The organism is Halobellus sp. LT62, assembly GCF_037031285.1.
GTDB lineage: Archaea > Halobacteriota > Halobacteria > Halobacteriales > Haloferacaceae > Haloquadratum > Haloquadratum salinisoli.
The window spans coordinates 1,126,674-1,146,501 of record NZ_JAYEZO010000001.1 but is presented as its reverse complement, the minus strand read 5'-3'; the positions used below and the strand labels follow the sequence as shown (position 1 = coordinate 1,146,501).

The window sequence follows — 19,828 nt, the reverse complement described above, 5'->3', positions numbered from 1 at the left end:
GTACGGATATGCGAATTGCACTCTTAGGCGGTACTGGAGCTGTCGGTGAAGGGCTCGCCTTGCGCTTGGGTCGAGACACGGGTCACGAACTCGTCATCGGGTCACGGGATCCGGAAAAGGCACGTCGATGCGCCGAAGACTACCTCGAACGACTTGACGAATCCGGAGAGCGCGCGACGATCGAGGGCGGTTCTAACCCAGTGGCGACCGAAGACGCCGATCTGGTCGTGCTCGCGGTGCCACCGGAATACGTCGTCGATACGATCGACACGGTGAGAGAGGCATTAGACGAGGAGACGATAGTGGTCAGTCCGGCCGTGAAGATGCACCGGGACGGCGACGGGTTTCACTTCGAGAGAACGGATGTGGGAAACAGCATAACGGCGGATGTCGCGGAGGCCGTCCCCGCGAACGTCTCGGTGGTGGGTTCCTTCCACAATCTGCCCGCAAAGCGGCTCGCAGCACTCGACACGGAGTTAGGTATCGACACCGCCATCGTTGCCGACGACGAGGCGGCAGCCGAAACCGTCGCAGCGGTGGTAGCGAGTATCGAGGGACTGCGAGCGGTCTTCGCGGGGCCGATTTCGAACGCCGTCGAAGTCGAGTCGATCACGCCGCTTCTGATCAATCTCGCGCTGAACAACGACGATATGCACGACGTCGGCGTCCGGTTCACGTGAGAGCCTCTCCGACGTAGTCGCACGTCAGTTCATTATTCGTCGATCTCTTCGAGAGCTTCTGTAGCGACATCACCCAATTCGCCGGCCTCAATATGTGAATACCGTTCCCGAACCATCTCCTCCGAGTTATCGAGATAGCGGGCTGCGACCGTGTACCCGAAGGCCCGGACGAGGACCTCACCCATCCCACGTCGCCCACCGTGGGGGGCGAGATAGTCGTGTTTCGGATGGTCGATGTCGATCTCTGCGGCCTCCGAAAGGCGCTGGAGAATCGTTCGTGCGCCGTCCGTCGTGATCGACGGCGGCCGAATGTCCTCATCGAACGCCAGCAGGAGGTCGCGAGCGTAATTTTCACGGCGTTCAGTAATTGCTTCTGGGCGTTCCCCTCGGTCGGCTAGCTCATCCTGGACGAGCCCCGAAAGCGTTCGTTGGTCGAACGTCGGAAACACCGGCCAGCGCTCCGTCGGCGGGTCCATCAGCTGGCGGTAGCTCCGGAGCGGCGAGATCACCGGGTCGGGAAGACTGGCAGCGTCCCACTGCTGTTTCTTCCGGTAGACGTCCATACTCCCGTCCTCGAACGACAGGTCCTCCCAGCGGACGCCGCGCCGGCGTGGGTCGTTCGGGTCCCGGAGTAGTTCCCCGACGCGGACGGCCGTGTACGCGAGGACAAACACGAGAGCACGGTCGCGGGTTGCCTTCAGCGCCGCGTAGTGCGCTCGCTGTCTGTCAAGAGGGTCAGTATCCTCCGGGAGTGTGGTTAACGTCTCGATGGCGTCGCGGGCCCGTTCGTCGACGTGGCGGGTGAGCGCGTGGCGCTGTTCGGACGTCCAAGCCTGCTGGTCGCCGGGCTTGCGGCCGTCGTCCTCCGGCAGCGGCGCCATCGCGCTCGCCCGTTGTGCGTAGTGCGCTTCGAGATACCCCTCGTTGACACACCAGCCACACCACGCAGAGATATAGCGGTAATAGGTTTGTACCGTATTCTGTTTGAGACCTCGATCTCCACCGAGATGCCGGGCATACTCCCGGAACACTCGCTCGTCGAGGTCCTCAAAGGTGGGGTCGCGGTCGACGTCGTCGGGGACGATCCCGGTCCAGTCGTCGCCGCCGCGGTCGCCGGCAACCCACTCGGCGAACCGCTCGAGCTCGCGCGAAGCGTTGCGTCGATAGTTCCCGCCGCCGCCACCGCGGCCTTTCCCCTTGTCCTGGAGGTAGCGCTCGAAGGAACTCGCGAGTGACTGATCGGAACGGTTTCGAGGTGTACCGGGAGTCATAATTCTTCGTTCGCGTACTGGTAGGTCGGACGGACATCCTCGAGAAGCTCTTCGATGATTTCCCAAAGGATCAGGGAAGGGGTCTCGTGCTCGAACGTGATCCCCCAGCGATCCTCCGTATCGGCGACTGAGTACTGGAAATGCGTCCGTCCCAGATCGGGATGGTCTTCGTCCTGATGCCAGCCAGCGTGAAAGCCCGTGTTCGGGTCGGTGTAGTTGATGCGGAACCAATCGTGTGGATCCTGTCGATACCACTTGACAGTCAGTTCGGGCGAATCGGGGCCTGTCGGAGGATCAAGACGAGTTGGATCGAAAATCGCCCGCAGCTGCTTGGTCTCGATATCGTCCGGAACGTACTCAACGGCCCTGATCTGTGGCACACGGTCAAGGACGTCTCGCTTCAGCTGGGCGTAGAGGTTCGCATTCGGATCACCACCTAGATGCGGAACCGACATCCGTTAGCTACTGGCCTCGGCAGGTTCTGTCGTCGGCGCGAGAAAGTCCCATTCGCGGATGGCGAAGCCGACGATCTGGATACGCCGTTGAAGGTGCTCCCACTCGTGGGCGATCTCACGGCGACGGTCTTCCTCCTCAGCATCAAGGGACTCGTCAGCGAGCGTCCCGCGAAGTTGGTTCGGTGACTCGACGCCGAATTCGGCCTCCCAGTCGCGGATCTGCGTCTTCATATCGGCGAGACGGTCCGTGAGCTTCTCGACAGTGTGTCCGCTGTCTCGAAGCCGCATCGCCTCCTGCATCGCTTGGCGGCGATAATCAGGGTAGTACGTCGTGTGGGTGCCGCTCTCGTCACGATGGAGAATACCATCGTCGACGAGCCGTTCGAGGACACGCTTGGTTGGTTCGTGTGACCAGCCCGCTTCGGAGGCAATCCAGTTGGCCGTCCGCGGCTCCGACAGCTGCCGGGCGGTCATCCGAACTCGGTCTTCACCCGTGGTCTGGCGTTCCATCAGGCCCTCGGAGTTCGATTCATCTTCGGTCATACAACACCGTTCGGGCTTTGTCTTAATATAGGTTGAGGTCATTAGTTCTATATCGAATCTCATCGTTCGCCATCGCTCCAACCTCAGCTGTGGAGTGCAGGAGCAAACTCGGACCGTAGTCTCGACTGCTTTACCACGGGAAAGCGTCTTTCTGAGCCGATTGCAGCATTCGTGCTTCACTGACGGCGTCGAGGTACTTCAAAGTGGTCGTGATTATTGGCATAATCATAACCACTAGTAAAATTAGGATTATCGATAAATTCCAGGGGGATAGGACCCCATACGGCTGATTTCCGACAGGGACCACAGTTATATATCATATATCGCGATACATAATCTCATCCAAGGTGCTCGGAGACTTGGTAGTTTGGAAGTACTCTACTAATAGCGATAGCCGTCCTAGGTAATCGCGATACTGCAATCGAATGTCGGTTAGCCGCACTCGTGTTCAACACACGAATTATCCTTTGACAGCGTATCCGTGTTCTTTGAGCAGTTCGCGGACACGCTTCTCGTGATCGCCCTGCAGTTCGATGGTGTCTTCTTTGACCGTACCACCAGTTCCGAGTGCGGATTTCAGCTCCGACGCGAGTGAATCGAGGTCGGTGTCGCCTTCGAATCCCTCGATAATGACCATTTTCTTGCCATAGCGACGCTCTTCGGTCCGGGCAGTCAACTGTTGGGTCGCACGGTCCAGATCTTCGAGTGGGTCCTCAGGGACATCGAGATCATCGAATGGCGTGTCGTCTGTCATGTATTAGCCACCAAATTTAGAGCCAGTCCTCGCCCCACTCGTCTAACACGTCGAAGACGGGACAGAGCGCACTGCTTTTCTCAGTCATCTTGTAATAGCTTGCGACCGGCGATTCGAACTCCTTTCGGTTCTCAATGAGCTCTTCGTCCTTCAAGTCGTCAAGCACGCGCGAGAGCGTGTACGAACTCGCCCCCGTCGATCGCTTGAGCTCGTTGAACCGCTTTTCGCCGTCTCGCAGGTCGTTGAGGACGATGAGCTTCCACTTCGAACCGATCTCCTCAATCGACCCCACTACATTACAAACATCTGCATTCCGTTGCTCGATGTTCGATTCTGTCTCGGATTCAGACGTCGGTGGTTGGGTTACCATTACTTGGTCATACTCTTGTTGCCTGAGCTATATAAGGTTTGGCAGCCAACTAGGTAATGTAATGGAACTACAAAACTCGACGGTGCTTGTGACCGGTGCCACCGGCAATATCGGCCCGTACGTGACGGACCAGCTCGTTGACCAAGGCGCTGATGTGATCGGCACCTACGTTACCGAAACCGCAAGGGATGATGTCGAAACCAGCGCTGAGCACGCCGACGCGGTGTCATACCACCAAGTCGACCTCACCAACCAAGCTGCGGTCGAAGCGTTCGCTGAGACCGTCACCGAAGAACACGGCTCGGTCGATCACATCGTCGGCCTCGCTGGTGGGTTCTCGATGGGCGGGATCAACGAAACCGATGGAGACGCATTCGAATCTGCCCTCAGCCTCCACGCAACGACGGCGTTCCTGACGGTCAAGGCGTTCGCCGACCAGCTCAGTGAACACAGCGGTATCGTGCTGTTCAGCTCCGACCGAGCAATCGATCCGGTCCCGGGCACACTGGCCTACAACGTTGGCAAGGGTGCAGTCCGAACGTTGACCGAGTCGCTCGACGTCGAACTCGATGCTCGCGTCAATGCGATCGCCCCGTTCCTCATCGACGTGCCGGGGAACCGCGAAGCGATGCCGGACGCCGACTTCTCCGAGTGGACGGCCCCCGCGGCAATCGTCGATGAAGTCACCCACCTGCTCTCGAATGAGGGTGTTACGGGCCAGATCGTCCAGATGACTGGCGGTCAGCCGGAGCTGGAGGCATAATGGCTCTGGAAACTGCCGGTGGTGGGCTTGCCTTCTTGATTGGCCGCCTCATCTTCGGCGCAGTGCTCGGGTTTATGGGACTGAACCACTTCATCGGGCTGGAGGGAATGAGTGGCTACGCTGCCTCAAAGGGCATCCCCGCCCCCCGGCTATCCGTTGCGGGGTCCGGCCTCATGCTCATCGTGGGCGGACTCGCCATCATCCTCGGGGTATACCCATTCATCGGTGCGGCGGTCATCGCCCTGTTCTTCCTGGGCGTAACGCCGGTCATGCACGACTTCTGGACGGTCGAGGATCCCGAACAGCGCCAGTCCGAGATGACGAACTTCCTGAAGAACGCTGCGCTCTTCGGAGCCGCGCTCGTATTCGGTGCGCTGAGTGGAACCGACTGGCCCTACGCACTCAACATCGGACTCTAAAGAGGAACGGATGTTCACCCAAGCGAATCAAGAAAATGCAGACGCACTCCCGCAAGGAACCCGTATCGGCCGGACTGCGCTTCGCGTCGCGGAGCTCGCTGAGATGACCGGGTTCTACCGGGATGTCGTCGGTCTCAGTGTGCTCCACACAAGCGACACGACCGCCATTCTCGGCGTGGACGACACGTCACTGCTCGTCCTGGAGGGAGCGGAAGATGCTCTGAAGCGTCACCGATCGGGCACCGGGCTCTACCACAATGCATTCAGAGTGCCCTCACGCGAGGCGCTCGGTGACGCGCTCGGTCGGATACGAGAGCACTGGCAGCTCGGTGGTTCGTCTGACCATCTCGTCAGCGAGGCGCTGTATCTCACAGACCCCGAGGGGAACGGCGTTGAGATCTACCGGGACTTCCCCCGCGACGAGTGGTCCATCGACGACAATGGGAGGATCAGAATCGGCTCCGACCGACTCGATCTCGATAGAATCGAAGCCGCTGGTAGTGGTGGAGCTCGGGCACCGCCGGGAACAGACGTCGGCCATATCCATCTCGAAGTCTCCTCGCTCGACGCATTCAGGGACTTCTACGTAGACACTCTCGGGTTCGAGGTGCAAGCAACCTGGCCAAACGCACACTTCGTGTCTGCCGGAGGGTACCACCATCACATCGGGGCGAACACGTGGCACCATCGGACAGGTCCAAGCAATGGCCGAGGATTAGCCTGGTTCGAGGTAGTCCTCCCGGGGACACAGGCACTCGACGCGCTTCGAGACCGACTCGTTGGGAGCCAATCTACCGTGACCGAAACGGATGAGGGTATCGTAGTCAGGGATGCAGACGAGATCGAGATTCGATTCCGAGTCGAGACCTAATTCGTCGTTCCACCGTTGCCTCCTCGTTTGAGCCTCCTCGGAGCAGTTCACGTGGAGCCGCTCACCCCAATCGATTATAATCAGAGACTACAACAGGCCCCGAACTCGTCGAAACAACGACCGTCTCCAAAAAGACGGTATACGACTACCTGCACAAGCTGGAGCAAGCGGGCCTAATCAGCAAGGTCGGTAACGAAGCGGGGACTACCGTATACACCGCTGAGGAGTTCGAACTAACGTTGACGATCCGCGAGACGGAAGTCTCGATCACTCCCGGGATTATCGAGGTGATCGCCCAGAAGAACGAGTACCCAGCTATCGAACGGGTCCTCGAAGACCATGGGATCGTCACGTTCGCACTCGCATACGATCTCGTGAAAGCACACAGTGAGGGCGACGTTACAATCCGGCAGATCGTAAGCCTCACTGACCTTTCTTCTGGAACTGTGTATGATCTCATCGAAGCGCTCTATTCGATTCTCGAGCTCGGGGCCGACGAATCGTCCCCGACGACTTACACACCGGATGAGTTCGATGCGGACGACGGCGACCTCCTCGAGGAATTCGTCGACAAGTAGACCGAACGTCGAGGATGTACACTGCGAACATTGCGGACACGGTGATGTTTCGGAATTTAGGGAAGCATCCCAGTCCGTGGTTACAGAATCTCAAGGCCGCCGTAGAAGATGCCGGTACAGAAATTTGGGTACCAGCAGCAGTCTACCACGAGCTAGCTGATACGGGGAGTGCCGACTCACCGACAAATCCGTACCTCGATACGGCTATCGAAGAGGGATGGCTTCGGGTAGCCCCACCGCTGCCAAGTGATCGGACAAAAGGGTTTGATAGTAGCGCTGGACCAGTTGAGAAAGCACGATTCGTGGCAGATGAGTTTCTCAACCAACAGAGCAAGTATCCAGAGACGAACAACTGGCTGGATGCTGCGTTGGTCGCATTGGCAGTTCGATTGTTCGATTCGAATGCCCGAATTCGGGTACTATGAGATCAAGTCTCGATACTACAACCCACCCCAAACAGCGAAGGTTGAGTTTCCAACCGTCGGCCAACTCACGTGGAATGAGTAGAGCACATTTTGACGGTTTGACCAGTATCAGCACGTCCATTCACGACTTTGACATCAACTCAATAGACTGATCTCCATCGAACGGACAGCCCTCCTGTCTCGTCTGTTGTCAGGGGTGAAAGCGACGAAAACGTCGAAGGAGTACCTCGTCCATAGCTACAACCCAGTTCGAGAACCGTATGGATTGAGACGACCAATCTCAACTACTCTCGGACCTGAGAAAGTTGAGGCTACAGTCAGCGTTGTCAGCGATACTCTGAAATCGTTCGGTACGGGACATAGCAACCGATCTCATCGATCCACGTCGACAGCCATTTGTCAGCAGTTGCTTCATCGATTTTTCCAGAATCAATAGCAGCCAACAGGACGCCGACCGACCCAACAACGGTCACACCCTAGTCTTTCGCAAACGAGCGAGCATCCCCGTCGTCAGTTAGCAAGCGACCGTCGCGTGCGTCTGCCACGGCGAACGCCTGTGCCTCGCCGGGATCAAGATGGCTACTGACAACTGCCTCTCTGTTTGCGACGGTGTCCGAAATCGTCGTGACCGGAATTTCGTCGTCCAAGAAGTCAAGAGCGGACTGGAGATACGGATGGTTATCGACGCCGCGTTCGAGTTCCTCGCGAACGACTGGAGCCGCACAGATTCCAGAGAGCCCTGCAACCACCCACAGCTGGTCGATGTAGGCAAAATTCGAGAGGACAGTCGTGTTCAGGACGCTCGGGGTTGCTGGAACACCGTCGCCTGTCATTTCGCACGTGACTCCTCGTCGTCCGAGTCTTCATCATCGAATTCGAGTTCTTTCGCTGCCTCTACCTCGTAGGCTGCGTCGTCCTCGTCATCGAGACCGAGACGAAGTTCGACCCCGTGTTCACGGAGGATGTCACGCATCGTCCATCGGTCGACAGCAGCGAGTCTCGCTGCCTCGCCGAGCGTGATTCGCTCGCGTTCGTAGAGAGCAACTGCAGCTGCAATGCGCTCGTTTTCGTGGTCCTCGAAGTACTCACGGACGAACTCGCGTAATGCATCGCTTTTGCCCCCAAACACCCCAGCCTCGACAGCACCTTCGATGAGGAGGTCAAGATCGTCTGGATAGGAGCCGGTGATTCGTGCCATCGTTCTATCCAAGATTACGGCTTCATACTATTTATGAACTACGCCAGACTACCATATGCATTGAGAACGCCAGCCTCAACTACTGTCCCCGATTCGTGGTGAGTTTCACGAAAGAAGCATCCTTTGAGCACTCTGAGTCGTGTCTATCAGCCGAATGTAAGATATGGAATGGAGTCTGGCGATGCTGAATAGTGTTACCACTCCTGAGCAGCGGAGTCAGCATAGATTTGACTTGAGAAGCCCAAATCAGTCGGGCGCGTAGGCATCCTCAACATAGTCACGAAGTTCCTCGGGCGTCGTCCACGTGTACGCACGGCCCACTCGCTCCATCGAGAGGAGATAGTGTGCGAACATCCCGTCGTAGGCCGCGTACTGGTCCTCCTCAGTCTCGTAAGTTCGATAGAAGGCTCGCGTCCGATCCCGATAGGTCGGCTGATCGATGTAGCCCGCTTCCCACGCGTGCCCGCCTTGGGAGTGTTCGCACACCCCCACGATATGATCCGCGTAGCTGACCAGCAGCTTGAATTTCGACGTGAAGAACTCCGAGACATCCAGAATATCATCCATCAGGAACGCGTCGACCCCGTCATCGGAGTTCGAGGCTGCGGCATCGCTCGCGAGTTGGTCGCGAACAGCCTCCAATCGTGGCCGCTCCTCCTCACCGTAGGAACCGAGAACAAAGTAGGACGTGTTGTTGATGAATCGTCCGAGGTCCTCGTGCATCGCGGTCTGGATCGCCTCGACCCGTTCTGGTGTGAGCGTCTCGCCCGGCTGGTCACCCAATTTGTCGATGACGGTACGAGTAGCGTCGTCGTTGTTCATACTGGGCAGGATTCACTACCGCCACCTAACGGTACGGAAATACGACCGGAAGTGGAATACCCAAGCACTCTGTCTACCACTTCGGATTTCACCGAAATGGTTATCCGACCGAGGAACAAACACTGATACACAATGTCCCGGCCTGACGCCACCCCGCTCACGCCAGCCGAGAACACGGCCGGCCTCGATCCGATCACAGCGTTGAGTGTCCTCGACGACACGACCCGCGCGAATATCATCGGGACGATCGTCGGTCATCCGAAAGGCGCGCCCTCGAAGAAGGAACTCGAATACTACAACCCGAGCGTCGCCGCGTCGACGCTCACCGACCACCTCATCCGGCTGGAGGAGGTGGGACTAATCGAGGCCATCGAACGAGATCGTGAAGGGCTCGAACGAGGCCAACCATACCGATTCTTTCAGCTCACCGACGCCGCCCGCGAGCTGTTCGACCGGAACAATCTCTTCGAGCCCGATGCGTACCGAGAGCTATTCGCCGAAGTCGAGAAAACAGACGGAATCAAGGCCGCCGAAGGTGTCGAGCGGCCGAACGGACGGATCTGAAACTCACCTCAAGGGGCGTACTTTTTCTAGACGGAGAGAACGACATCCGGAAAATTGCGGAAGGGTACCCAGCTCAAAGCCGACAGGAGAGATCCACCTCGATTGAGATTCAGGAGAGATGAATTGAACAGAAATCACGCATCAATGCTATCCTCCGAGGCTTTGGAACGGGTCCTAGAGTTCTCCGGCGGGGCGGGGTCATTCGTCACCAAGTTCAGATAGTCGAGCCTGAATTTCCTCAGCACCCGCATCAGAGAGCGCCTCAACGCCAAACTGCACCAGTAGCGGGTAGAAGTGGCGATTCTTCTTAAACTCGTCCTGACCCGCCTTTCGGAGCTTTAGTTGGGACTCAAGATAGGTATCTTCCATCTGGTCGAGTACATCGTCGGGAATGTAGATCGTCCGTCCATTCCACTCGTCCTTGATGTTTGTCTTCGTTTTGCTCGTTTCGTTCGTTCCACTCGTTGAATTCGATTCGGTCGTTTCTGTCGATGAACTGGTTTCCACCGTTTCACTCAACTCACTCGTTTCGCTGGAATCGGCTTCATCGGCCTCGTCTTCGTAGTTCCCTTCGATGCCGGACGCGTCGCCCCAGCCGTCGGTCATACTGTCACCCCCTCAGGAGCTGTCTTCTCAAACGTTTCATCGAACAGGTCGGCGATATCGTTGAACAGATCGCGTGCATCCTCAACGCGCTTGTTCTCCTTGGCGAAGCCGAAAACAGACACACCTTCGCCGATCGACTGGGAAAGATCGGTCCGCTTCGAGATCTCAAAGACTGGAAGCGAGTACGCCGATTTGATCTCCTCGATGGTGTCGCGGTGCTCACTGTTCTGCTCGACACGGTTGCAGACAATCGCAAGCCGGTTAATGTCCCCGTATGCCGGTTCAAGAGAGCCCAACTGCTTCGCGAAAATTTGGAGGCTGTTGGCGTTGAGTTTCTCGGGAATGACGGGGATGACGACGTTGCCAGTCGCGACGAGGGCATTATCGGTGAGGACGTTCAGAGATGGCGGCGTGTCAACGATGATGTAGTCGTAATTTGTATCGAGTTCATCGAGTGTCATCCCCAACCGTTCTCGGCTCTTCGGCGCCTCAAGCAGCGTCTGGATGTTCTTGTTGTTCGCGAGCTTCTCGCTCGCGGGGAGGATGTCGAATTCCTCGTGCTCGACGATGATGTCGTTCACTGACCCCATCTGATCGAAGTCGAGGACGTCGAACAGCGTTGTGCGGTCGGTATCGTAGTACAGATCGTTGTAGCCAAGCGAGCAGGTGAGCCCTCCGTGGTAGTCGATATCGACGAGGAGGACGTTGTGGCCTCGGGCGGAGAGTGCGCCGCCTGTGTGAATAACGTCGGTTGTCTTCCCCGCGCCGCCTTTTTGATTCGCCACCGTAACTCGTGCGGTATTGTCGGTCATTTTCTTCGTGTCTCTCGTTATGTTCATTTCGTTCGTTTTGCTTGTTCTGTTCGTTTGGTTCGGTGAGGGTGTTTCACTCGGTGAGAGGAATACTACGATGTTAAAACCAATTGTTCGTTTCGCTCGTTGAGGCAAACCCACTCGTTTCCATCAATACATTCGTTCTATTCGTTACGTTCGTTTCACTCGTTCTGTTCATCGAGTACAAGCCGGCCAGCCCATCCTCAACCAGTTCGTTCCTCAGAATGCGTTCAATCCATTCATTTTTCTCGTTCTGTTCGTTTTGCTCGTTGAATTCGTTATAGTCGTTCCGCGTGTTTTCAGCGGGGATCTGGACTACCTTCGAGACAAGTAGGGAGATCGTGCTTTACGGCCTTTCGAGTAAGGCTTTTAATTGTTACCGAATTATTGGTAACCATCAAATGTACGAAGTGCTCGACGACACGGCGGCGCAGATCATCCTCGCTATCGAGAGTGGTGACTCCATCCGTCGTGTCGCCCAACACCTCCACACGCCGTACGAGACGGTGAGACAGGCCGTCAACCGTCTCGAAGACGCAGGCTACGTCCGCTATGATGACGGCCTCTCAGTCGTCGATGACCGCGTGAGAGACGCAGCACGAGAGCTCGTCGCTGCCAGCGCCGGCGTCAGTCCACCCTCCATCGAGGAAGCCTACGTCATCCCACAGTTCGGTGACTGGCCGTTCGCGTTCACGCGGATCGACGCCGTCTACGTGTGGACTCAGGGCGGCTACCAGGTCGGTCGCGAGCCCGACGACTATCCGTTGTTCCTAGCCGTCCGTGAGCGGGACGTCGACGCCTGGGGGGCTTTTTTCGAGTCCTTCGACCTTCCCACCGCATTCGAGCGACAGCCCCGAGACGAGCTGGAGGGACCGCTGCAGATAGTCCTCGAGCCACGCCCGTCACTCGACATCGAGCACGTCGAAGGGTACCCGGTGATCCCGAGAGCAGAGACGATCGAGTATATGCGCGAGAACTACGCTCAGTTCCAGTCGGCGTTGGCAATGCTCGACCGGATGTACGAGGACCTCGACCTCGGCGTCACGTATCGAGAGACCGAAGGGCACAGCTATAAGCTTCAACAACCGAAGTGACGCGCTCATCGAACTGCTCGAGGAGCTCACCCCAGACGGGCACAAGTACGTCCTTGTAGGCGGCTACGCTGTCTCAGCGTTCAATGCTCGCTTCTCCACGACCTCAATATCGTCGTCGCGCCGGACTCCAAGGCCGAGTTCAGCGAATTCCTCGAACAGCAGGGATTCGAGGAAACGGACAGCCACGCCAAGAAATGGTTCTACGACACCGAAGTAATCGAGTACGAGAAGCGGCTCACGCCGCAGCAGTCGATCGGCTTCGATCTCTTGGTAAACGGCCTCGGGTGTCGCCAGACGGAGGCACAGTGGTCGTTCGACTACCTGTACGACCACAGCCACCAACAGGAGGTGAGCGGGGGTACAGTGACGACGACGGCCAGAGTGATCGATGGGGCCGTCCTCGTGGCGGCAAAGCTCCACAGCGGCCGCGAAACAGACCTTCGAGATGTCCTGGCAGTCGCAGAAGAAATCGATCTCGACGCTGTCACGCCCCACCTGCGACGAGGGGACGACAATGCCCTACGGGAGCAACTTGAGCGTGGCTTGGAGATCTTAGAGAGCGACGAACTCAAGCACGGCTATCGGAGTGGCTTCGGAGCCTCAGCTGTCTCAGAAGAAACAGTCACTGCCCTTCAAGAGTATCTGACAGAACAGGTGAATAGGTTGGATTGAGAATCTGTCGTGGCTACTAACCATCGCGGACAGCTGTTTGTCGAATCGCGTATGACTACTTGACCAAGTCCACCATCGACCGTAGTTCAGATTCAATTTCCGCCATCTGATCCGACTCCCAATTGAACCGTTCCTCTACCCCCGCGTCAGTAAACCGGAGTGAAGCTCGTATGTCACGGGTCCGGTCGTGTTGGAGAAGTGCGAGAGCGTACGCGAGCATCTGCGGTCGATAATGTTCTGCGAGGTCATCCAACGTCGTACCTGAGAGGTCGTTGGTCTTGTAGTCGATAATGTGGAAGGCATCCGGCGTGACGAGCAGCCGGTCGATATCACCGACAATTCGCGACTCATCAATTCGAGCGACAACAGAATACTCGTCGTAGACCGCTTGGAGCTGGGCATCGGCCTCAACCTGGTCTACAAATTCGACCGCATCAGCGGCGTGATCGACAGCATCGCGGAGGTCAGTTTCTGTCGGCTCCTCACCGGACATCCGACTCAAACGGCGGATCAGGGTAGGCCACTCGTCTCTCGGTGGGCGAAGTTCATTGATCCGGTGGACTACCGTCCCAAACGTCGTTGGGCTCAGGCCCGCCGACTCCTCCCGTTGAGAGTAACTGTGACCGTCCCCAGTCACATCCGCCACCGCATTCACGAGCGTCGTGGCCGCGATCCGTTTCGCCGGCGCTCGCGACAGCGGTGAAGGAATCGATATCTCCGGCGCTGAATCAACAGCGTCGTCGTCGGTGTGCCAGTCTACTGGGCGCGGCGGCTTGCGAACAGTATAGCTGGCCCCATCCATCTCGCCACGGGCCTGTCCGTCCCGAACCGCCTCGTCGACGAGAGCTCCGTCGAGGAGGGCTGGCTGTAACCAGTCGCGCCACCGGTCTGCGTCGTCGAAGGCTGCAGGCTCGCCGAGTTCGATTGTACCGGACTCGTCGACGTCGATGTCGTGCGTGCCGCAGAGAAGGAGGTGATCCCGCGTTCGTGTACACGCAACGTAGAGGAGCCGTTTCGACTCCGCCCGATCCTGAGGACGCGACCGTCGGTCGGCGTACTCGTTGACGGCCGTCTTCTCGATCGAGAACGCATCGCTCGGATTCGGCCCACCGACTGCCGGCACCGGCGGCGCCTCACCAGTTCCGTCCACGAGTCGAACGTACCCATGGTCGTCGACGGAGCGACCGAAGTTGAGGTCACTCCCGAGATCGGGGACGGTGACGATCGGGAATTCGAGTCCCTTCGCGGAATGAATCGTCATAATCCGGACGCCCTCGGCGTCACCCGGAATATCTGCCTCCCCCTCACGAGGGTCGATTTCGGCCTGGCGGTCGATCCGGTGGAGCAACCCGGCAACGGTGTGAACACCGTTCTCGCTCCAGGTGCGGACCTGATCGCGGAACTTCTCCACATTCGCGACGGCCTGTCGACCGCGTTCGTCGGCACTCACACTCGCCAGATACCCGGTGTCGTCGATCACCCGGGACAGCAGGCGGTTCCACGGGAGGACGCCATCCTCGGACGGCGTCGCACAGCCGCTGAGGGTCCGCCACGTCGTGAGGAGGTCGAAAGCGTCCGCGAGCTGTGGATCGTCCGTCTCGGCGAGCGCGTCCCACACTGACTCGGCATCCGCGACCGACGGTGCGAGGCGGTCATCGGTAAACCCGAACAGCGGTGACCGAAGCACCCCATAGAGGGAGACGTCGTCCTGTGGATCACCGAGTACCCGAAGTAGGTTCGTGAGCGCCTGGACTTCGGGCGTATCGTAGAACCCGACGCCACCGACGACAGTGTAGGGAATACCGTACTCCTCGAGGGCTCGCTGATACCGATCCAGATGCGTACGCCGGCGAAGGAGGATCGCCGTATCGTCGGGTGTGGCGTAGCGATGAGCACCCGTGTCCGGGTCTTGGACTTGCGGCGGATCGTCGAACAGGTGGGTCAGTCGAGCAGCGAGCGCTCTCGCCTCGGCCTCGATGGTGTGGTCGAGCGCACCTTCGGCGACCGGATGGTCGTCGCCGAAGAGTTCCGCTGCCGTGTCGGCGTCGTCGGGCACAGCGAGATACTCGACGCTGCCAGTCAGTCCCTCGATGTCTTCGACACGGTCGCGCTGCGTAGTCAGTCCCTGAGGTGGCGCTTCGTAAGGTTCGTGGGTCTCACCTTCCGGTTGGAACAGGTACTCGAAGAGCTCGTTCAGGAACGACAGCGGCTCGTCCAGCGTCCGGAAGTTCCCGGAGAGTTCGAGCGCCGTCGGACTCTCGGCGTCGCCGTCGGGGACGTCGTCGACCTCACGGACTTCGTTGACGGTCTGGAGTTCCGCTCTCGCCTCCCCGAACGTCGTCACGTCGGCGCCACGGAATCCGTAGATGCTCTGTTTCTCGTCGCCGACCAAGAAGACGTTCGACGCCGTCTGCTCGTCGACGCCCGTGAGGAGCTTGACCAACTCCCACTGGCGCGGGTCCGTGTCCTGGAATTCATCGACCATCACAGCCGCAAACTGCTCTCGAAGCCGCTCCGTGACGGCATCGTTAGCTCGCAAGAACTCGAGCGTCGTCTCGATCACGTCAGGAAAGTCGAGCGTGTCGCGCCGATTCTTCTCGGCAGTGTAGGTTGCGAGTACGTCGTCGAAGACCCGCGTCAGGGCGAGCGCGTAGTGAGCGCTATTCGCTTCCAAGTCACCGGGCGTCGTTTCGACCGCATCCGCGTGCGGCTCGACGGCAGCGATGACCGCGTCGATGACGTCCTTCAGGTCGTCGTAGACGTCACCGTACTCACCCCAGTTCTCCCGGTCACCGACAACGTACCCGGAACTGCTGTACAGGCCGCCGTTCTTCTTCTCACAGACCTCGTAAAGCTCGAGAATTGCCCGCTGACAGTCGCGGGGATCGCTCTCTGCAGGCTCGTCAGGAAGTGTGGTCGCGACCCCGGTGAAGGTCCGGTAGGACCGAAGGCCGTCCTCGTCGGAGATCACGGCTTCGCGGTCGACACGGCCTGCGACCGGGCGTAGCTGCTCGAGAAGTCCGTCCGCATACAGCGTCTGGCGGGCGTCGGCAGCGTCGAGATCACAGACGACCTCCCAGCAGACATCGATGTACTCGTCGATCTCCGCGTCACGCCACTCCCCGAGGACGGCCTCGATCTGTGGGCGTTCATCGAGCAGCCCTGCGAGCACGTCTACCAACTGGTCGCGACCCCAGAGCTGAGCGAGGAGCGCGACATCGTCATCGTCCTGGTTGCGTTCGAGGAACTCCGTCACGACCTCGCGTTGGAGTGTCGCGGCGCCGTCTTCGTCGAGTACGTCGAAGCCGAGCGGGACCGGGGCCTCGACGGCCCGTTCTCGCAAGAGCCGGGTACAGAACGCGTGAATAGTGTGAACGTAGCCGTCCTCCAACTCGTCAAGGACATCCCGCCAGCGGTGGTAGGCATCCGGTGAGTCGACGGCTTCGAGACGGTCGTACACTTCTTCCCGGACGCGCTCGGTCAGTTCGGCAGCAGCCTTTCGCGTGAAGGTAATCGTGACGATGTTCTCCGGCGTGAGCGACGGGTTCTCGGCCAGTATCGTCACGTACCGCTCGGTGAGCGTTGTCGTCTTCCCCGTCCCAGCGCCGGCAGTGATCGCGACGTTCCGGCCCTGGACGAGCGCGTCCTCCTGTTCCTCTGTGAGCTGAATCTCCTCGGGTTCCTCAGTCATCGCTCATCACCGCCTCGATGTCCTCGTCGTCGCGAACACGGAGCGGAACGTACGCGGCGTCGTCCTCGTGAACCTCGTCGACGAACTCCCGCTTGCGGTGATGGCGGACATCGCACGCCCGCCGGTAGTCACAGTATCGGCAGCTCGCACCCCGAGCGGACAGGAGCGTCGTGTGGAACCGTCCGTTGGCGATAGCCTCGTCGATTTGGCCTAGCCACTCCGGAACGACGTCGTTCAGGAAACGGCGGAGCTCAGTCTGTGAATCGAACTTCGACTCGACGCCGCGTGGAACCTTGAGGTCGTTTGGCGGTCGTACCTGATAGTACGTCGCTGAAAGCGATCCCTGATCGAACGGATCACCGTCAACGACGTTGGCCGCAGCAAGCAGATAGATGGGGAGCTGGAACTTCGTGCCGCCGGTCGTCTTCGTCATATACGGTGCTCGACCAGTCTTGTAGTCGTACAGCGTGAGAGACGGTTGTTCGCCATCCCGGCTCACGTCAACCCGGTCGATGTATCCGCGAATCGAGACTGTCGAACCGTCCGGTCGCTCAACCGTGAACGGACCAGCATCCGAGTCGGGAAGCCCCTCGCCGAATGGGGCCTCGAATAGGTGTGGGCGGGCGGCGCCGTCCCGGGAGAGTTCGTTGTCGAGGAAGGTAGCGAACAATCCCTGTTCCGATGCGTCGTGGGGTTTGCTCCCGGCCTCGTACGGGGCGCTCTCATCGTCACCGAGGCCCGCGAACAGCTCCGCTTTCCACCGCTCGTAGAACAGGCCCTCGTACTCAAAGTCAGCATCCCGGAGTTCCTCGACGCCGATCTCGCGAAGGTGCGTCGCCAGTTCGTCCCGATCGAATTCCGTGAGATCGACACCATCCTCGGTCCCGTCCTGCAGATCCGCGAAAAACCGTTCCAAGACGTCGTGAACGTACGACCCGGTTTCGAGCGGCGTGGGGACGACCTCGACGTCGTCGGGATCCTCGAGTCCGAGCACTTCGTCAGCGTAGAACTTGAACCCACACTCGACGTATCGCTCGATTCGACTCGCACTGTAGGGTTCCCTCTCCGACGGAGGGTATACCTCATCGACTGTCTCGGGGTCCAATATGCCGTCGTGTTCGGAGAGGCCTGCCGTTCCTCTGTTGTCCGCACAGTGGAGTCCCCGATCCGTGCGCTTGGTCTGTTCGGGGGAGAGGTCACCTCGGTCGCCGGCGCGGCTGACTGCCGCACGCCGGTCGGCCGTTGCAGCGACGTGCCGCTGGAGATCCTCGCGGGAGCCCACGCGGTCGTCGACGCCGGCTTCGGGTTCGATGCCGGTCACACGTTGGAGTTCGTCGAGGACCGGCGACCGGACGACCGCAGATTCGTCGTCGCCTGTCTCAGGCGTCGTGATCGTGAGTTCGTCGACATTCGCGAGCAGCGTCGCAAAGAGATAGCGGCCACGGAGGCGCTCGTCACCGGTGTCGAACTGTTGGTGGGCGTCGGTCATCTCCTCGAAGAAGGCCGGGCGTTCCGGTGTCGCTGGGAAGTGCTCGCTCGACAGTCCCACGAGGAACACCTTCTCGAACGAGCGCATCCGCGCGTCGAGTAACCCCATCACTTCGACGTGGCCGCCGGCAGCGCGCTGTGGAACCTGGATCGGGATACCGTCGAAGGCACGGGTGAACAGTGCCAACGGGGAAAGGTCGCTATTGACCGCCGCCAGCGACTCGAACGAGGTGAGGACCTCGTCCACGAGGTCGTACGCCTGCTGTTCGACGGCTTGCTCGGCCCCACTGGCGTAGTCATCCGTCGCCGTTTCCAAGTCGAACCGGTCGTCCAACAGTTGTCGGAGCGTCTCGGTTGCATCCTCAACGTCGCCCCCTCGAAGCGTCTCCAGCGTGGCCAGTAAGTCCTCAATCAGCGCCGCCGCCTCATCGTCGACGTCGTCAAGCAGGGGCGACACAGAAACGGTGTCGCGCCGGCGAGCAGCTGCCGTGACGGCGTTGGCTTGGTCAGTATCGACGATGTCAACCAGTGGATTCGCCAGCAACGACGTGAGATCCTCGGCGCGCGGGTCGGGTTCGGCCAAGTTCAGGAGGTCGTGTACGACACTCCCGGTGAATGTCCGGTTCAGCTGTGAGGCAGCGGTCGTGACGTGCGGAATGTCGAACGTCTCGAACGTGTCCTCGACGTAGCCCGAATACGCCTCAGTCCCCGGGATGACGACGGCCACGTCGTCTGGATCACGGCCATTGGCTAACTCGGTTCGGAGCTCGCGAGCGACGAAGCGGATCTCACGCTCGGGTGTCGGGAGTTCCCGCCACCGGAGCGAGTCTGGAACAGTGACGGTGTCGGGATCCGGGCGGTAGAGTGACTCGGTGATCGTTCTGAAGGCCCGCCCCGACTCGTCAACGGGCTCGAGTTCTACCCTCTCGAAGTCCAGCGCTTCATAGACGTCTAGGGCGTCATCCGCAACGGCATCGACTCCGCTTTGACCACCTTGATGGAGTGGTAGGAGTGCGATCACCGGGAATTCATCGACAAGGCGTTCGATGAGACGGCGTTCGATAGGACGGAACTCGTGATACCCAGAGAGAACGACGACATCCAGCTCCGGGGAGAGTTCGGATAGTGGCTGGGCTGTCGTCGCGACGGCCTCGAATATCTCGCCTCGGAGACAGACCCACTCGTCGACATAGTCGGCATGAAGATCGCGATAGTGGTGATAGGCGTCGACGGTGGCTGTTGCAATCCGGTCATCGAGCGCTGAGTCTCCAAACTCCGCTGCCAGAGCGTCGGCGGTCCCGACGCCGGCCTCGTCGAAAAGTGAAAAGCGGCTACTGAACGAATCCGCGAGAGCGGCTGAGGCCGATTCGCCGGCGAGAGCGCCATCTGTTTCGGCTGTTGTTCTGTCGAGCGCGTACTCCGCGAGCCGGCGGTTCAACTGTCCGGAGAGTGGTTGGACCGGACCGTGGAGATGCTCATACCACTCACGAACGACCGCATCAAGCGTCTCGGCACGAAGGCGGAGTGGGTCGTACGACGCGGCCCAGCTGTCCGCAACTGCACTCCGACGGGCGTCGTTCCGGGTAATATAGAGAATACTCCCCAGCGAATCGGTGGCGATGTCAACAGCCCACTGAAATGCCCGTTGTTCCAATCGGGCGTGTTTCGGACCGGTGAGAAGCGTTGAATCCATCGAACACTCTCTACCAAGATATCGGCCGCACTTCACTC

The 19,828-nt window shown here is 59.2% G+C and carries 18 protein-coding genes and 3 pseudogenes; 9 read left to right on the top strand and 12 right to left on the bottom strand.

Annotated features, from left to right (window positions below):
* The first annotated feature begins 8 nt into the window (after positions 1 to 8).
* Positions 9 to 680 (top strand): NADPH-dependent F420 reductase, encoded by a 672-nt coding sequence (npdG, locus tag U5919_RS05710; protein ID WP_336022750.1) that lies wholly within the window; start codon positions 9 to 11, stop codon positions 678 to 680.
* Between the two features lie 32 nt (positions 681 to 712).
* Here npdG and U5919_RS05705 read toward each other — a convergent pair whose 3' ends face one another.
* The 5 genes from U5919_RS05705 to U5919_RS05685 form a co-directional block, all read right to left on the bottom strand.
* Positions 713 to 1,951 carry a tyrosine-type recombinase/integrase gene (locus U5919_RS05705; RefSeq protein ID WP_336022749.1) on the bottom strand — a complete coding sequence of 413 codons (1,239 nt, stop codon included), beginning with the start codon at positions 1,949 to 1,951 and terminating at the stop codon, positions 713 to 715.
* Positions 1,948 to 2,406, bottom strand: a complete 459-nt coding sequence (locus U5919_RS05700) for a hypothetical protein (RefSeq protein WP_336022748.1) — start codon at positions 2,404 to 2,406, stop codon at positions 1,948 to 1,950. Before U5919_RS05700 ends, U5919_RS05705 begins: the two co-directional genes overlap by 4 nt.
* A 3-nt stretch (positions 2,407 to 2,409) precedes the next feature.
* On the bottom strand, positions 2,410 to 2,991 hold the full coding sequence (locus U5919_RS05695) for a DUF7342 family protein (RefSeq protein WP_336022747.1): 582 nt from the start codon (positions 2,989 to 2,991) through the stop codon (positions 2,410 to 2,412).
* A 418-nt stretch (positions 2,992 to 3,409) separates the two neighbouring features.
* A complete protein-coding gene (locus U5919_RS05690; RefSeq protein WP_336022746.1) occupies positions 3,410 to 3,703 on the bottom strand; it encodes an SUI1 family translation initiation factor in 294 nt (97 codons plus the stop codon).
* 16 nt (positions 3,704 to 3,719) lie between these two features.
* A complete protein-coding gene (locus U5919_RS05685; protein ID WP_336022745.1) occupies positions 3,720 to 4,073 on the bottom strand; it encodes a winged helix-turn-helix transcriptional regulator in 354 nt (117 codons plus the stop codon).
* A 61-nt stretch (positions 4,074 to 4,134) separates the two neighbouring features.
* Here U5919_RS05685 and U5919_RS05680 point away from each other — a divergent pair, with 61 nt between their 5' ends.
* From U5919_RS05680 to U5919_RS15985, 5 genes and pseudogenes are all read left to right on the top strand, one after another.
* Entirely contained in the window at positions 4,135 to 4,836 is a 702-nt protein-coding gene (locus U5919_RS05680) for an SDR family NAD(P)-dependent oxidoreductase (protein WP_336022743.1), read from the top strand.
* Positions 4,836 to 5,255, top strand: a complete 420-nt coding sequence (locus U5919_RS05675) for a DoxX family protein (protein WP_336022742.1) — start codon at positions 4,836 to 4,838, stop codon at positions 5,253 to 5,255. The genes U5919_RS05680 and U5919_RS05675 overlap by 1 nt, the downstream gene beginning before the upstream one ends.
* Positions 5,256 to 5,265: 10 nt before the next feature.
* A complete protein-coding gene (locus U5919_RS05670; protein WP_336022741.1) occupies positions 5,266 to 6,126 on the top strand; it encodes a VOC family protein in 861 nt (286 codons plus the stop codon).
* A gap of 80 nt (positions 6,127 to 6,206) precedes the next feature.
* Positions 6,207 to 6,704: pseudogene (locus U5919_RS05665) on the top strand (transcriptional regulator); the annotation flags it as partial.
* 14 nt (positions 6,705 to 6,718) lie between these two features.
* Entirely contained in the window at positions 6,719 to 7,129 is a 411-nt protein-coding gene (locus U5919_RS15985) for a PIN domain-containing protein (protein WP_486617187.1), read from the top strand.
* A gap of 326 nt (positions 7,130 to 7,455) precedes the next feature.
* Here U5919_RS15985 and U5919_RS05660 read toward each other — a convergent pair.
* The 3 genes and pseudogenes from U5919_RS05660 to U5919_RS05650 all read right to left on the bottom strand — a co-directional run bounded on the left by U5919_RS05660 (position 7,456) and on the right by U5919_RS05650 (position 9,149).
* A pseudogene (locus U5919_RS05660) lies at positions 7,456 to 7,962 on the bottom strand (PIN domain-containing protein).
* A complete protein-coding gene (locus U5919_RS05655; protein ID WP_336022735.1) occupies positions 7,959 to 8,327 on the bottom strand; it encodes a UPF0175 family protein in 369 nt (122 codons plus the stop codon). Before U5919_RS05655 ends, U5919_RS05660 begins: the two are co-directional and overlap by 4 nt.
* 246 nt (positions 8,328 to 8,573) lie before the next feature.
* Positions 8,574 to 9,149: a DUF8170 family protein gene (locus tag U5919_RS05650; protein WP_336022733.1), complete on the bottom strand. Its 576-nt coding sequence runs from the start codon at positions 9,147 to 9,149 to the stop codon at positions 8,574 to 8,576.
* Between the two features lie 132 nt (positions 9,150 to 9,281).
* Between U5919_RS05650 and U5919_RS05645 the strand changes: the two genes are divergently transcribed.
* Positions 9,282 to 9,713 carry a helix-turn-helix domain-containing protein gene (locus tag U5919_RS05645; RefSeq protein WP_336022732.1) on the top strand — a complete coding sequence of 144 codons (432 nt, stop codon included), beginning with the start codon at positions 9,282 to 9,284 and terminating at the stop codon, positions 9,711 to 9,713.
* 198 nt (positions 9,714 to 9,911) lie between these two features.
* Here U5919_RS05645 and U5919_RS05640 read toward each other — a convergent pair whose 3' ends face one another.
* A complete protein-coding gene (locus U5919_RS05640; RefSeq protein ID WP_336022730.1) occupies positions 9,912 to 10,319 on the bottom strand; it encodes a DUF8160 family protein in 408 nt (135 codons plus the stop codon).
* Entirely contained in the window at positions 10,316 to 11,131 is an 816-nt protein-coding gene (locus U5919_RS05635; protein ID WP_336022728.1) for a ParA family protein, read from the bottom strand. Before U5919_RS05635 ends, U5919_RS05640 begins: the two co-directional genes overlap by 4 nt.
* Positions 11,132 to 11,553: 422 nt before the next feature.
* On the opposite strand from U5919_RS05635, the gene U5919_RS05630 reads away from it, so the two are divergent.
* Together U5919_RS05630 and U5919_RS15775 are read left to right on the top strand one after the other, a co-directional pair.
* Positions 11,554 to 12,246 (top strand): helix-turn-helix domain-containing protein, encoded by a 693-nt coding sequence (locus U5919_RS05630; protein ID WP_336022726.1) that lies wholly within the window; start codon positions 11,554 to 11,556, stop codon positions 12,244 to 12,246.
* Positions 12,224 to 12,918, top strand: a pseudogene (locus tag U5919_RS15775) (hypothetical protein). The gene U5919_RS05630 and the pseudogene U5919_RS15775 overlap by 23 nt, the downstream one beginning before the upstream one ends.
* A gap of 55 nt (positions 12,919 to 12,973) precedes the next feature.
* Here U5919_RS15775 and U5919_RS05615 read toward each other — a convergent pair.
* Complete coding sequence (locus U5919_RS05615) at positions 12,974 to 16,609, bottom strand: UvrD-helicase domain-containing protein (protein WP_336022723.1); 3,636 nt, start codon at positions 16,607 to 16,609, stop codon at positions 12,974 to 12,976.
* Entirely contained in the window at positions 16,602 to 19,790 is a 3,189-nt protein-coding gene (locus U5919_RS05610; RefSeq protein WP_336022722.1) for a PD-(D/E)XK nuclease family protein, read from the bottom strand. The genes U5919_RS05615 and U5919_RS05610 overlap by 8 nt, the downstream gene beginning before the upstream one ends.
* Positions 19,791 to 19,828: the final 38 nt, after the last annotated feature.